This is a genomic window from Saprospiraceae bacterium, assembly GCA_026129545.1.
Taxonomy (GTDB): Bacteria; Bacteroidota; Bacteroidia; order Chitinophagales; family Saprospiraceae; genus M3007.
Window position 1 is genome coordinate 1,347,351 of the sequence record JAHCHX010000001.1, and the last position, 14,558, is coordinate 1,361,908.

Genomic DNA, 14,558 nt, shown 5'->3' on the forward strand with positions numbered 1-14,558 from the left:
TTTTGACACGCGTGCGACAGTTGTTTTTAAGCGCCTGATTTTCAAAATCAACAACGAGTGCCGAAAAAGGATTTTTTGAAAATAATTCTCATGTCGCGTATTAAATTTTTGAAACCCCTTGATTGCCAGAGTTTTTTTTGCCCTAATTTTGCCCCCCGAAAGAAACCCTGCTTCATTCCTCTCATATAAAAATGACCTCCACTTATGTCACAAGAACTCAAAGTACGGTACAGCGACGAGGAGCTTCAGGAATTCAAGACGCTGGTTGAGCAGAAACTGGCCCTCGCCCAAGAGGAGCTGAACACGACGCAACGGCAAATTGACGACTTGAACGAAAACGGATTCAACCAGCAAGGCGGCGACTGGTACGACGACTCGACAGCCCACACTGATTTGGAAATGCTGCAACGAATGCTCACACGTCAGCAGCGACACGTCCAGGATTTGAAAAATGCCTTGTTGCGCATTCAAAACAAGACCTATGGAATCTGCACCGTGACCGGCAACTTGATTGACAAGGAGCGCCTCCGCCTTGTGCCGCACGCCACGAAAAGCGTGGACGGCAAGAACATCGCCAATGCGGGACACCGCGAAAACTTGTCGGGCGAGTCGGGTTCCGATGCTTTCAACACCTCCGACGAAGCCGAACGCCCATCGGGCAAGCCAATCGGGGACAAGGTGCGTTTGCCCAGCGGAAAGGTTCCGCCTCGCAACACCAACGAAGATTGGGAAATTGACAACGAAACGCTGGAAGATGCCAGCTACGACCGTCGCAAATTCGACGACGACGACGAATCGTGAAGGAGCGATATTGGGAGGGTGTTGGAGGGGTGAATCGGGGATTTGGACGATGACCCAAAAATATTTAACCCGCTCTTCTTCAAGAAAGAGGCCGTCTCACAAGTTCAAATTTCGACAGGATTGACAGGATTGAAATGATTGACAGGTTTAGCGCCTTTTATTTTTTGGGAAAAAACTGTGAATCATTTCAATCCTGTCGAAATTCGAACTTCGGATATAGCTTGACGGGAAGCTCAAATTCGATACACGGGTACCTTCACGGCTGGCGGCACAATCTGTTTGCCGTCTTTCTTTTTTTCCTTGCCGTATTTTTCGATGACGCGATTGATGTCGTCGAGCCGCAAGCGCCCTTTCACGCTGACGAGCGCAAATTCTTCGGGCGACTGCACCAACACCACGACTTTCCGCACGACACTGCGCCGTTCTTTTGCCAACACCCGCACGCGCGTTTTCCCTTCCCGCACATAGACCATGTCTTCAAGATGCTTACGCTTCGCCTTGCGGTCGAACTTTTGCATATCACGCACTCTCACGGGGCTGCCGTCCTCGAAATAGAGAATGCGCACTTTGTTGATTTTGCGCAACAAGACTCGGTCGGTTTTTTCGTCCACAAACCACGAACCGATGTCTATCAAAGCGGAGGGGACGGTGAAGGCAATGCCGTCATAATCCTTATACTTCCAATACAGGCCGTAGTCCTGCGCCTGAACGGCTAAGCCGCTGAAAAACAGGCATAGCATGGTAATTGCTTTCATGGTTAGCCTTAGTTGTTGGTTGTTTTTTTAGCGGTTTTGGACTTTACCTTTTCCAAATGTTCGGCACCGTCAATATCGAGGGTCTTGGAGAGTTCAGAGATTTTGTCGAGGTCAATTTTTCCCGTGAAACTCAAGAGGACAAATTCGTCCGGCGCTCCCACAAGGAGCAACAACTCTTCGATGATGTTGCCTTTGTCCTTGACCCAGATGCGGACGTTTTCCTTGCCGTCACGGACGGTGAGCAATTCTTCATACTCGTTGGCGGGCACTTTGCTGAGCGCGTCCTTGTAAAAGGAGAGGCCGTCCTCAATACTATCTGCAACAAGCACGCGCAAGCCACCGAGGTCTTTCACGATTTCGCGCACCTTGTTCCACTCTTCGTCGTCAGTTTCTATTTTGGAAACCAACTGGAACATCTTGGGACTGACATAGACTACCGTGAAACGCTCGTCTTCGTAGTATTTGTCAAAAAAACGGGTGATGGCATCGTTCTGTGCCGCGATTTTGAAAATGGCCCCAAACAAGAAGAGGGGCAGAAGCAAAATGGACTTATTCATGACTTAATGTTTTAGTTGCGATGAGATGGCGACAGTGCGACAAAGGGCTATCCTTCTTTTTTCTTGAAGACCTTTTCCACATTGTCAAGATATATGGTGCCTTTGGCGGCTTCTTGTTTCCCTTTTTTGATTTTGGAAGATACGAGTGCCAACGCGGCGATAATTTCCTCCATCGCTTGCTCCGTCTCAGGGTCGAGGGTTGGGGTGTCGCTTGCTTTTTTGCGCTTGGGATTTGATTTCTTTATCGCTCCCGGATTTTCTTTTGCCACGAGCGTTTGCGCTATCTGTGGGGCTTCGACAAGTGGCGTTTCCGCTGCTGGGGCTGGCGAGGAGATGGCTGGTGTTTCTTGCGTGATTGGCTGCTGCACATAGGCTACGTCGCGCAACTGCCACCACAAACCGGCGCTCAAAGCCAACACCACCGAGGCCGCTGCTGCCATGCGTTGCCAAGAGAGCATGGCGGGGCGAAGTGCCACTACTGGCGTTTTCCCGTACCGTACGTTTTGCTCTTCCCGGAATGCCTGAAAAAGCGGGGCAATCGTTTGGAATTGCTCATCTACATGGCCGGAAGCAAAATAAGCCTTCAACTCGCGCTCTTCTTCCAGCGTGGTTTCGCCCTCCCAATAGCGGTCGAGCAAGGTTTGAATGTCGTTGAAGTCTTTCATGTCGCGTTAAGTTGAATAGTTCGACTTGGTTGGGTGTGGTTAGGGTATGGTTATGTGGTTGAGCGTTGCGAGCAATTGTTCGCGGACAGATTTACGGGCACGGTGCAAATTGACTTTCACTTGGTCGAGGCTGATGTTGAGCACTTCCGCGATTTCGTCGTACGTCAATTCTTCAATGTCGCGCAGGTGCATCACGAGGCGCTGTTTTTCCGGCAACGCCTGCATCATTTGTTTTACTTGGTCGGCCAGGTCACGGTTTTCGATAGTGTGGGCCTGATTGGTTGTTCCGTTGGAGCGTTCGGCCACGCCGTCGAGAGGTGTGGTGCGGCGCAGGTTCTGACTTCGGGCTTTGTCGAGCGAGCGATTGCGCGTCAAAGTCATGCACCAAGCCTCCCAGTTTTGTACGCTGCCAGACTGCTCTTCTGAGGATTTCCAGATTTTTTCCATCACTTCCTGCACCACATCCTCCGCCTCATGCACGCTACCTGTGATGCGCAACGCAAATCGGAAGAGCTTGTCGCGGATAGGGAATATATGTTGTTGGAAAATTGCCTGAGTCATCCAGATTGCTGCGCTTATGGAAGCAAGACGCAAAGGGAAAAATTATGTTACAGGTGGGTAGAAAAAAGTGTGAGAAATATTCTGAGTGCATTTTACCTTCGCTACACGATATTTGGATGTCATAATTTGTTAAACGAATCAACACTTCGACCGATGAAATTCTTTCTGGATGCTTGTGGCTGCCCGCCTTTTCATTTCAATTGCCAGAGGTTAACCTACGGCGGCACATCCCTTTCTCTCCATTTTCGATACGGCCCAGAGTTATTAAGCGCCATACGTCGTCAATAATTTGATTTTTCATTCCTGCCTGACTTGTCCTAAAATAGGTTTACACAAAAAGTAAACTAAAAACAGGACAAAGATGAAAAAAGCAAACCATTACTCGGATCAATTCAAAAAGCGGGTAGTAAACGAGGTTTTGTCAGGCGAAGAGAGCCTGGAGTACTATCGTCGGAAATACCGGATAGGCGGAAGTATGACGATATCCAGGTGGATTGATAAATTTGCAACGGAAGAACTCGTACCCATGTCAACAAAAAGAAAAGACAGCGAAGAAGTGGCCGAACTAAAGGCCGAGTTGGCCCTATTGCGACGGGAGTTGGCGGATGAGCGCCTTCGCAGAGAGGCTTATGAATTGATGGTCAAGATAGCGGAGGAGGAGTTTGACATCCCGATCGAAAAAAAGTTTGGTGTCAAACAGCCCAAAAAATGAAGGACCTGCATCCACAAGTACCGCTGGGGCACTTGTGTGGGTTGTTTGACAAGAGTCGCCAAGCCTTTTACCAAAGGCAACAGGTCATATATGAACGGGCGCTGGAGGAGCACCTTGTCCTGAGCCAGGTTCGCAGCATCCGCAAACGGCAACCTCGGATAGGCTGTCGGAAACTCCTGGTGAAGTTGGAAGAAAGAGGGATCGAGATAGGCCGCGATGCGCTTTTTGACATGCTTCGGGACAATGGGCTGCTGGTAAGGCGGCGCCGGAACGGGACAAGAACCACCAACAGCAGCCATTGGTTGCGGAAATACCCCAACCTGATCCGGCACTTTGAGGCCATGCGCCCCAACCGGCTTTGGGTAAGCGACATCACGTATTTGGAGACCGAGGAAGGCTATCTGTACCTGTTTTTGATAACAGATGCGTGCTCCAAAAAGATACTGGGCTTTGCACTTGCGGACAATCTGGATGCGGACAATGCAGTAGAGGCACTGAAAATGGCCCTCAAAACGATGAAAGAGGACTGCTCCGGCTTGATCCATCACTCGGACCGCGGCGTGCAGTATTGTTCTGACAAGTATGTGAAACTGCTGAACAAGCACAACATCCTGATCAGCATGACGGAAAACGGGGACCCGCTGGAGAACGCCATCGCAGAGCGTGTCAACGGGATTCTGAAGGATGAGTGGCTATATGACATGGGCAAAATGGACAAGTCCACCATGCGCAAGATCATTCCACAAATCATCCACATTTACAACGACGAACGCCCGCACCTGAGCATCGATATGTTGACCCCAAACGTAGCGCACAGCATGAGCGAAAAACTGAAAAAACGTTGGAAAAACTACTACCGGACTTCCAATCAGACAGAGGAAACCAAGTTGGGTTTTTCCACAAACTAACATTTGCCAACAAAAAGAAAAAAGAAGCAAAAAAGAAAAAATACATGATGACAGTGATTCATGTATCTGTAAACTTTTTTTAGGACGGGTCAGAAGAATTTTCTCAGAAGAATAGGGAGAGAGAGCAGGAAAGAGAAAAGAGATGGGAACGCATAAGGAAAGCTGCTCAGGAAGAATATATCAGCAGTTTGGGCGGAGGAGGAGTAGGGTTTAATGACGAGGGTAAAGTTATATATGACGATGGCTCACTTGATGGGAATGTGTATTTTTTCCCAAATTATACAGGGCCGAAACTTAAGTCTATGAAAGATGTCAAATCAAAAGGAATAGACTATATTACAGTAATATCAGGGGGGCGATGGGTCTCGACTCCTGAAGTTTTTCATCGTTGCTTTACCGCTTTTGCGTGCCAAGAAGGAGTCCCGACCACAGCTATTACACATGCAGCACCAGACGCCCCAGCTTTAGTAGCAATGAGGGTAGGAATTTGGGGGGTACCAACAGCAAATCAAGATGGGACAATTTCTGTTGTTCCCTTCACGCAAGGCTATGTTGGATATAGTAGAGAATCATCCGTATATGTTGGGCGATTTGCTTTTTATCAGTTTTGGAATACATCTGTCCATGAGCTTCAGCATATATTGTATGCCTTGCAAAATCCAAATGGATTTACCTTTAATAACATGACAGGTTATTCTATCTGGTATAATCAAAACGAAATAGATGCTTACAATTATCAAAAAGGGCATATCTCTTTTGATAAACTGTCTGAAACTCCATTCTCTACAGGTGTCAATCATGATATTCAAACGTATCAAAATAGAATCAAGCGCCTTCGCGGCCAATAAACTATTGCTTATTATTGGCTCATTGTTTATTTGGACAGTCGGATGTCGCACTTTGCCCGTCAGCGAAAACGTAAAGTTTTACGCAAGTCCTTCTTATGCAAACATCGATTCATCCTTAATCTATCTGAATATTGAATTTTGGGGCACTCAAAAAAAGACCATTGTTTTTGATTGGAAAATGCTTTATTTTCAAGAACCTTGTATTCTTACCAAGGGCATAAAAAGTGAGAAAATAGACAAAACGGTACTATTATCCATGTCAACTTGTCCCTATGAGGCTTTAATCTTCGAAGACTCAGATGGAAATTTTAATACCCTTCACAATTTAGCATTTTATCCAACTACAGGCCCACATTCAGGAAAAATGGTTGGAGGCTATCCTGCTGACATTAAACCTGATACAGTATTTTTAAACAATAGCAGGGCAAAATTATCTCGAAATACTTTGCCTATTGAAGTGCTTTACCCTGTCGAAAAGAGCGAACGAATAAGATTATACTATACATATACTGGGGAAAACAATAAAAAAGTAGTCATTCGTTCAAATTGGTTTGATTGTTTGCCCTTGCCTAATTCTTACAAATCTTTTAGAAAGTAGTACCCCTTGCTAGCGCGAAGTTGTCCAAAATAAAGACCGAAACGCTGGCGCGATGCTATGGCTCCCCTGCTGGCACGATGCTACGGCATCGTGACAGAATATCCTTCGGGCTTTTGCCCGGCCTTAACAACCGATGCCGCCAACCGCATGCTCGCCGCCGACCACTACACCAACAGCAGCGGTTCGTGGACATTCACGAACAATTACACCGAATCGGGGATTACTTATGACCTCAACGGCAACATCAAATCTTACACCCGGCGCGGCCTGACCTCCGGCACTTCCACTTTCGGCAACATAGACCAGTTGGCCTACCACTTCGACGATGTGGCGCGTCCTGACAGATTGACAAGAGTAGTAGATGCCGCCAGTTCGACCAAGGGTTTCAAGTACAACACTTCGGCCACTTCGCCCCATTACTCCTACGACCTCAACGGCAACTTGACGCTCGACAAGCACAAAGACCTCTCCTTCAGTTACAACCACCTCAACCTGCCCAACTACATCTTTCCGCCTCGCTTGGTCTTCCGCCTTGCTTGGTCTCCCCTGCCGCCGCGCTTGTGTCTTTTGACCAAGCGCACTCGCGTGTGGCGCTCCAAAAAACACCCGACACACCAGCCACCCACGCTTCACCCGCCACAAAATCAACTCCAACAACTGGGTGGTCACCTCCGCCCCGGTTTATGACGAACTCAACCGCCTCGCCGATAAACGCCTCCACGCCTCCAACTACGACGGCACCTCGGCGGTGACCCTTGCCTCCAACTTCAACTACCTGCAATCCCTCGACTACACCTATAATATAAGGGGATGGCTTACGGGCATCAACGACATCGCCACTTGCAGCGCCCAAAGCGGCGACAACCTCGTGGATATGTTCCGTATGCAACTCACCTACGAGACCAACGCCAACGGCGGCACGGAGCAGTACAACGGCAACATCGCCACCATGCAATGGAACACCCATATCAATGGCACATGTGGTACGCGCCAACTCTACCGCTTCTCTTACGATGGCGCCAACCGCCTCACCGCCGCTGCTCACCGCACCTGGAGCGGCAGCGCCTGGACCGACCCCGCCCGCTACAACGAATCGGGTATCACCTACGACCTCAACGGCAACATCAAATCCTACAACCGACAAGGGCTTGTCAGCGGCACCGCCACCTTCGGCACTATTGACAACCTGACCTACTACTTCGATGATGTCGCTCGTCCCGACAGGTTGACAAGAGTAGTAGACGCCGCCAGCGCAACCAAAGGCTTCAAATACAACGCCTCGGCCACCTCGCCGCACTACACTTACGACCTGAACGGCAACCTGACACTCGACAAACACAAAGACCTCACCTTCAACTACAACCACCTCAACCTCCCCAACTCCATCAACAACTCCGCTGACTCCTACATCACCCTGACCTACACCGCCGACGGGGAAAAACTCACCAAAATAAGTCCAGCCGAAACGCGCAACTATATCACCGGCATCGAGTATCTTGGCGCGAACCTGGACGCCATCTACCACGCCGAAGGGCGCTGCACGCCCAATGGCGCATCAGCCTTCCACTACGAGTACACCCTCAAAGACCATTTAGGCAACGCACGGGTGAACTTCCGCGCCAACGGGACGGCGGTGACTTTCCTCGAAGAAATGCACTACTATCCCTTCGGGATGCTGATGGAAGGCATCGGCACGGCAGCGGTGACGGTGAACAAGTACAAGTATAACGGCAAGGAATTGAACGATGATTTGGGGTTGAATTTGTCCGATTACGGGGCGAGGTGGTACGATGCTGCGCTGGGACGGTGGTGGAGTGTGGATCCGTTGGGCGACCATCCGAAACAGGTTGGGATCTCTCCATATACCTTTACAGCCAATAACCCGATTAAGTATGTTGACCCAACGGGAATGATTTGGGAGAATCCTAAGCAAGCTGAAAGGCTGACTAAGTCTGTAAATAAACGATTAGAAAAGATAGAGAAGAACAGTATAAAAATTCAGGCCAAGATAAATAAAGGTAGTTTGAGCGATAAAAAGTTGGCTAAACTTGAAGGTCAATTAGCAGAGAATAACCAAAAGACAGAACTTTTAAATCAATCACTTTCTGATATTGAAGCAATTAGTAAGGCATCAGAAACCTTTAATCTGACAGGTCCGAGTAAGAGTGATGGCACCCATGGAGTTATTAAGAATGATAAAGGCGTTATACAAATTGAGGGAAGCAGTACAGGTCTGCACCTGCACGAAATTAGACACGTCGGCCAGTCTATTGAGGCAGGAGGCCTTAAATTCAATAAAAATGGTCAACTGATAAATGCCGCTACTACGTTAGAGGAAGCGAGAAACAACGAGGTTAATGCGTACCAAGTTCAATACTCTTATGACGGTTCATATCCAGCCGGTGCAAGTTCTCTAAGCGATATCAATCCCACATCTCTGATGAAGATCAAATCGGCTGATGGAACCGCAATTTATGAAAATCTAAAAGACAAGAAGTAATGAGAAAGTCGTTTTTTTTGATATTGGCTGCTTGCCATCTGGCTTGCTGTATAACGCAAAGGAAAAGGGATATTGAATCTGTTTACCTTGCAGGCTCATATAAACTAAAGGAAGGAACTGAAAAGTTGGAACTCAATGCAGACGGCACTTATATTCTGTATAAACCAGATATTAAGTTCACTCCGGTTGTAGAGCAGTGTGAATATGCCTCAAAGGGTAGATGGTCGGTTGTCGCTGCCAACAATATAATAGAGATCACAAGCGAAGATCATTATACAAAGCAAATAGGGTTTGATTATCAATTGAGAAAGGAGAATAGATTTTCACAAGACAGCCTGTACATCCAAGTGGTTTTTCCAACAGATTTTCATCCTGTCAGTCTGACTTTTGGATTCAACTATAACAATGTCAAATCAGTAACAACAGAAAGCACCCATATATCTGTCCCTAAATCTAGGCATCTGTGGGATAGGAAAACGAATGTTAATAAAATCATCTTTAGTTTAAATGCTAATGTATCAGGAACCATACTATACAAAAGCAGAATAATGTTTAAGATTCTTGATGAGTACATAGATACAGAAAAGTATAACTACCTCACTATTATGCTTCCAAATTTTGACAGATGTTTTTTTGAGTTTGAGCCCTACAATCAGGAGTTGATTTATGTTAAAGGTAGAAACAAATTGTTATGGCAGGGAGAAATTTGGGAAAAATAAAGACACCCTCGTTTTGCCGTGCTTGTGTCTTCTGACCAAGCACACTCGCGTGTAATGTCTCCTGCTACAACCACCTCAACCTGCCCTCCATCTTCAACTCCGGCGGTGCAGACATCACCCTCACCTACACCGCCGACGGTGAAAAACTCACCAAAATAAGCAGCGCCGGGACGCGCAACTATGTCGCTGGCATCGAGTATCTTGGCGCGAACTTGGACGCCATCTACCACGCCGAGGGGCGCTGCACGCCTAACGGGGCCACAGCCTTCCACTACGAATACACCCTCAAAGACCATTTAGGCAACGCGCGGGTGAACTTCCGCGCCAACGGTGCGGCGGTGACCTTCCTCGAAGAAATGCACTACTACCCGTTTGGAATGCAAATGGAGGGCATGGGTACACAAAACCCTGCGAACAAGTATCTTTACAACGGCAAGGAATTGAACGACGACTTGGGGCTGAACTGGTCGGATTACGGGGCGAGGTGGTATGATGCGGCGCTGGGGAGGTGGTGGAGTGTGGATCCGTTGGCGGTGAAGATGCCCAACTGGGCAGTATATAATTACGCCTTTAACAATCCCTTAAGATTTATTGACCCAAATGGAGCACAACCAGGCGATCCAGAAAAGTTAAAGCAGGCTGCTAAAAATGCGGTTTCGACTGTTACGACAAATGATCCTTCTGGATCTCTGCCAGCAAGATGTAATGTCGGTGTGAGTGCAGCTTTCAAAGAATTGACTGGTAGTGACGAATTAAGTAGTATGCGTGCTAATCAAATGATAGATTACATGAAAAGTTCTTCTAATTTTACAGAAGTGACGATAGATCAAGTTCAAGAATTAGCTAATCAAGGTGAAATAGTGGTCGCGGGATATCAAAGTTCTTCTTATTTAAAAAATAAAAGTTTACTGGATGACCAACAAAAACCTGATTCTGAGATTTCATCAGGCCATGTCGCATTAGCGGTACCTGGCGAGGCACTCAAATCAGGCGGAACTTGGAATGGACAGAAATCTAAGGATATGGAAGGTGGAATACCCAATCTTATGGATACAGGTAGAGATATGCGTGCGGAAAGTCAACCTGCCAACCAGTCTTTTGGCAAAGGCAAACAAGGGGATGTTAAATTTTTTCATTATATTGGTGGTGGCACACCTGAACCGCCCGTAAACGATTCTAATCCTGTCTCTCTGCCTCAAGCAACTGTAACATCGACACGAACTTTTCCTAAAGGGACTAGCATAATCCGCTATTATGCAACGGATAAAAGAAATTAATTTCACATAAAAAATAAACAATGCATAGATTTTTTTTTCATCTCCTTTGTATTTCCGCTTTGATGGCATATCAAAATCCGTCTTCAAACTTAGAGTTTGTTGGCTATTATCAAGGGTATCCGGCCTTAAGTGATTACTCTAACGGAATCATATATTTATATAAACGTGACTCATTATGCCCGTATCGCTCATATGAAAAAGGATTAAGTGTGCAAATAATTAGAGACAAATATTTTCTTTTTATAGAAGGCAATAAAAAAAATTACAGATATATCTTAGAGAATGATACTCATAGAGATACTTTTTCTATAAATGGTCTTTCAATTTATGCGTCTATCGACCAAAATGGATGTATATATTATACCGATATTGATGAAGGCAGAAAGATAAAGAGTCTCAACAACTCGTTTGACGGGAATATTAATGGATACGTTACCTGGGTTGATCAAGAATATATCTACTATAAAGTAAGCAATGAAGAGTCTATTCATCCAGATGCGACAGATTTTCGCTACCACATTAAAACTAAGACAATTGAAAATCTATGTACTAATACTTCTGAAGATGATTTTCTTTTATTAGAAGGTTTGGACATAATCTATACGATGAAGTTGGACAAAGGAAAATTTCGCCCAATTTTTTATGACATTGAGAAAAAAAAACTTATTGAAATAGATGAGGCGATTTGTGCTAAAATCCACAACTCTTCGCTTGTTTTCTACAATCCTCTGAATCGAACTTTTTATGGAATACTTAATGGTAAGATAGAGGCCCTTAAAAGGTTTTGATATCTTTAGACTTGTTGCGCAGCAGATTATTGGTTGTCAATGTTTTTATCTTCACACTTGCGTGGGGGTGACCGGCAGGGCAGACGCATTAAAACTCCGGTCCATTTCGGCGGGCAGAGTACCTTTCCAGAAAAAATCTGGTCATGGCACAAGACAAGGCTGCCCACCCCAAGTTGATCGAGGTTTTCAAGAATTTGGACGACCCTCGCATTGAGCGGCACAAGAAATATCCGTTGATTGAAATTTTGTTTTTGGTCGTCAGCGCGGTGACAAGCGGGCTGACGACATGGGAAGAGATCGTTGATTTTGGCGAGGAGAAATTGGCGCGGCTGCGCAAGTACTTGGCCTATGAATCGGGCATACCATCGCACGACACGGTCAATCGGGTGATGTCCATCATCAATTATCGAACCTTCGAGCAGTGTTTTATCAACTGGGCGACGATGGACATTTCGCTTCCGAGCGGCGCGGTGATAAGCGTGGACGGCAAAAAAATACGGGGCAGCGCGACCAAGAAAGAACAGCAAACGGCGCACGCCGACGGCGGCAAATTGGCAAAACACATCGTTCACGCGTGGTGCAGCGAACTGCAGATCTGTCTGGGGCAGCGCCGCGTCAGCAGCAAATCGAATGAAATCACGGCCATCCGCTCTTTCGGACCTTCTGAAACTGCAAGGTTGTGTTGTGACAATAGACGCCATCGGCTGCCAGAAAAAAATAACGGAAAAAATCATCTGCGCGCGAGCCGACTATTTCATCGGGGTGAAAGACAATCAAGAAGCATTGGCGCTGGGCATTTTCCGCCTTGCTTGGTCTTCCCTTCTCGCCGTGCTTGTGTCTTCTGACCAAGCACACTCGCGTGTAATGTCTCCTGCTACAACCACCTCAACCTCCCCAACTCCATCAACAACTCTGCAGACTCCTACATCACCCTGACCTACACATCCGCCAAAGGCGGAGAAAAACTCACCAAAATAAGCCCCACCGAAACGCGCAACTATGTCGCCGGAATCGAGTATCTTGGTGCGAACTTGGATGCCATCTACCACGCCGAAGGGCGCTGCACACCCAACGGAGCGACGGCCTTCCACTACGAGTACACCCTCAAAGACCATCCCGACTAAAGTACGGGACAGGCTTTAGGCAACGCGCGGGTGAACTTCCGCGCCAACGGCACGGCGGTGACTTTCCTCGAAGAGATGCACTACTATCCCTTCGGGATGCTGATGGAGGGCATCGGCACAGTAGCAACCATAAACCCGAACAAATATCGTTTCAATGGCATCGAGCAAAACGAAGAGTTGGGATTGAATCTTGGGCTGGCTTTTTATCGGTCATATGATGCCACATTGGGCAGGTGGTGGCAGGTAGATCCTAAGCATACACCCGGGCAAAGTGTGTATAATATGGTTAATAATAATCCTTTGAGATATTCGGACTTTTTAGGAGATACCTTACGTGGTGTTAATGCTCAATCAGCCCAACGAACACTGGAGATAATACGAGGAACATTCAACAATGGACCTAAAAAATCAAGCATGGCCGATCTTTTTCAAATTTCTAGCGATGGACAAACGTTTTCAAGTATTGATTCAGGAGAATTTTTAGAGGCTTTAGAGGGGCTGAGTACGGAACAACAAGCATTGGCTATTGGATATTATCTCACGATAAATGATACCGAGACAAATATTGTAGAAGTTGTGAATAGGGAAGAAAAAATAAGTGAATACGGTAAAGAGTCTTTGGGGACAGGATACACTATGGGAGCTGATATTGATAAGGCCGATCGAGGTGGAAGAAGAACAAATGCAAATTCACATAAAGGACTTGGATTAGTTGGTGAAAGAGGAGAAAATAACGGGTCTTATGTCGCTATTGTCCAATACTCTAAGGGCAAAGTTGGTTCCTATTCAGACGGAGTTATAAGACCATCAAAACCTGGAGAACTTTTAGCGCACGAACTTCTTGGGCATGGCTTGGGAATTCAAAACTTTTTAGGTGATGGCCAAAAAGAAGCCATTCAAGCAGGGAATCTGTTCTTGAAGGCACAAGGTTATTCTTATTACCGCAAAGATCATGGTTTCAGCGATCATCCAAACCCTACAGGAATTCCTCAATATATAGACCCCAGTATTATTTTTCCATGGCGAAACTAAATTAATAGAATTATGAAAAACGAAATCGCTTGTCTAATTTTTTTCATCATATCGTTTCTCGCTTGCCAGGAAGAGAGTCCTAAAAAACACATTCCTATCGGATCGGGAAATCCTGCGAATCAATTAAATATAAGATCGTTAATGAGAGAATGTCTTTGCGACGATTCTTTAACTATTAATAATATTTTGCCACTAAAAACTACTAAAAAAGAATTAATGTCATTATTGGGGCAACCCACTCGGAAATGTGCAATGGAAGGCAATTGTTTATACGGGTTGGTTTGGGATAATTGGGAAGAAGAGATAGATAGCTTATATTTTTATGAAAATACAGTGTTCAAGTGTTCGAAGGAGTACGCGTTTCTTCAAAGTATTGATTTTACCACTACTAAGATTCAACTGACTCACCCGAGGATTATTTTAGACATTGATACTAAACCGGGTGATATTCAGAAAGCATTCCCTGAATCAGGGAAATTGTCCCGAGGTGGAGGAAATGTATGGAATGGCTTTATTCAACTGGCGACAACGAAACAAGATTCGCAGGAAAAGATATGGTTTTTAGTATTTCACGATGAAAAATTAAAACAGATGGTGTTATATGATGTGCCTCAAATAAAGATAACTGAATAGTTTCCTCCGTGAGCTTGGCCCTCTTTTTCCGCCGCGCTTGTGTCTCTTGACCAAGCGCACTCGCGCGCAAAGCCTCACGA

The 14,558-nt window shown here is 46.2% G+C and carries 17 protein-coding genes; 13 read left to right on the forward strand and 4 right to left on the reverse strand.

What is annotated here, in order from left to right:
- The first annotated feature begins 204 nt into the window (after positions 1–204).
- Entirely contained in the window at positions 205–801 is a 597-nt protein-coding gene (locus KIS77_04950; protein ID MCW5921669.1) for a TraR/DksA family transcriptional regulator, read from the forward strand.
- A 233-nt stretch (positions 802–1,034) separates the two neighbouring features.
- On the opposite strand, the gene KIS77_04955 is transcribed toward KIS77_04950, so the two are convergent.
- From KIS77_04955 to KIS77_04970, 4 genes are read right to left on the reverse strand one after another with little or no spacing between them, the layout of a single operon-like run.
- Positions 1,035–1,556 carry a DUF4252 domain-containing protein gene (locus KIS77_04955; protein ID MCW5921670.1) on the reverse strand — a complete coding sequence of 174 codons (522 nt, stop codon included), beginning with the start codon at positions 1,554–1,556 and terminating at the stop codon, positions 1,035–1,037.
- An 8-nt stretch (positions 1,557–1,564) separates the two neighbouring features.
- Positions 1,565–2,113 carry a DUF4252 domain-containing protein gene (locus KIS77_04960; GenBank protein ID MCW5921671.1) on the reverse strand — a complete coding sequence of 183 codons (549 nt, stop codon included), beginning with the start codon at positions 2,111–2,113 and terminating at the stop codon, positions 1,565–1,567.
- 47 nt (positions 2,114–2,160) lie between these two features.
- Positions 2,161–2,778, reverse strand: coding sequence for a hypothetical protein (locus KIS77_04965; protein ID MCW5921672.1), 618 nt, complete (start codon positions 2,776–2,778; stop codon positions 2,161–2,163).
- Positions 2,779–2,817: 39 nt separating this feature from the next.
- A complete protein-coding gene (locus KIS77_04970) occupies positions 2,818–3,339 on the reverse strand; it encodes an RNA polymerase sigma factor (GenBank protein MCW5921673.1) in 522 nt (173 codons plus the stop codon).
- Positions 3,340–3,700: 361 nt separating this feature from the next.
- Between KIS77_04970 and KIS77_04975 the strand changes: the two genes are divergently transcribed.
- From KIS77_04975 to KIS77_05030, 12 genes are all read left to right on the forward strand, one after another.
- Positions 3,701–4,051 carry a transposase gene (locus KIS77_04975; GenBank protein ID MCW5921674.1) on the forward strand — a complete coding sequence of 117 codons (351 nt, stop codon included), beginning with the start codon at positions 3,701–3,703 and terminating at the stop codon, positions 4,049–4,051.
- Positions 4,048–4,959 carry an IS3 family transposase gene (locus tag KIS77_04980; GenBank protein ID MCW5921675.1) on the forward strand — a complete coding sequence of 304 codons (912 nt, stop codon included), beginning with the start codon at positions 4,048–4,050 and terminating at the stop codon, positions 4,957–4,959. Before KIS77_04975 ends, KIS77_04980 begins: the two co-directional genes overlap by 4 nt.
- 302 nt (positions 4,960–5,261) lie before the next feature.
- Positions 5,262–5,807 (forward strand): hypothetical protein, encoded by a 546-nt coding sequence (locus tag KIS77_04985; GenBank protein ID MCW5921676.1) that lies wholly within the window; start codon positions 5,262–5,264, stop codon positions 5,805–5,807.
- Positions 5,758–6,405: a hypothetical protein gene (locus tag KIS77_04990; GenBank protein MCW5921677.1), complete on the forward strand. Its 648-nt coding sequence runs from the start codon at positions 5,758–5,760 to the stop codon at positions 6,403–6,405. Before KIS77_04985 ends, KIS77_04990 begins: the two co-directional genes overlap by 50 nt.
- Positions 6,406–6,462: 57 nt before the next feature.
- Positions 6,463–7,092 (forward strand): hypothetical protein, encoded by a 630-nt coding sequence (locus KIS77_04995; GenBank protein ID MCW5921678.1) that lies wholly within the window; start codon positions 6,463–6,465, stop codon positions 7,090–7,092.
- Positions 7,067–8,905, forward strand: a complete 1,839-nt coding sequence (locus KIS77_05000) for a hypothetical protein (GenBank protein MCW5921679.1) — start codon at positions 7,067–7,069, stop codon at positions 8,903–8,905. Before KIS77_04995 ends, KIS77_05000 begins: the two co-directional genes overlap by 26 nt.
- Positions 8,905–9,624, forward strand: a complete 720-nt coding sequence (locus KIS77_05005; GenBank protein MCW5921680.1) for a hypothetical protein — start codon at positions 8,905–8,907, stop codon at positions 9,622–9,624. Before KIS77_05000 ends, KIS77_05005 begins: the two co-directional genes overlap by 1 nt.
- 212 nt (positions 9,625–9,836) lie before the next feature.
- Entirely contained in the window at positions 9,837–10,901 is a 1,065-nt protein-coding gene (locus KIS77_05010; GenBank protein ID MCW5921681.1) for an RHS repeat-associated core domain-containing protein, read from the forward strand.
- 20 nt (positions 10,902–10,921) lie between these two features.
- Positions 10,922–11,689 carry a hypothetical protein gene (locus KIS77_05015; GenBank protein ID MCW5921682.1) on the forward strand — a complete coding sequence of 256 codons (768 nt, stop codon included), beginning with the start codon at positions 10,922–10,924 and terminating at the stop codon, positions 11,687–11,689.
- 245 nt (positions 11,690–11,934) lie between these two features.
- Positions 11,935–12,534 (forward strand): ISAs1 family transposase, encoded by a 600-nt coding sequence (locus KIS77_05020; protein ID MCW5921683.1) that lies wholly within the window; start codon positions 11,935–11,937, stop codon positions 12,532–12,534.
- Positions 12,535–12,843: 309 nt separating this feature from the next.
- The gene (locus KIS77_05025; GenBank protein MCW5921684.1) at positions 12,844–13,845 is read left to right on the forward strand and encodes a hypothetical protein; all 1,002 of its coding nucleotides are present in this window, start codon (positions 12,844–12,846) and stop codon (positions 13,843–13,845) included.
- 12 nt (positions 13,846–13,857) lie between these two features.
- Positions 13,858–14,478, forward strand: a complete 621-nt coding sequence (locus KIS77_05030) for a hypothetical protein (GenBank protein MCW5921685.1) — start codon at positions 13,858–13,860, stop codon at positions 14,476–14,478.
- The last annotated feature ends 80 nt before the right edge of the window (positions 14,479–14,558 follow it).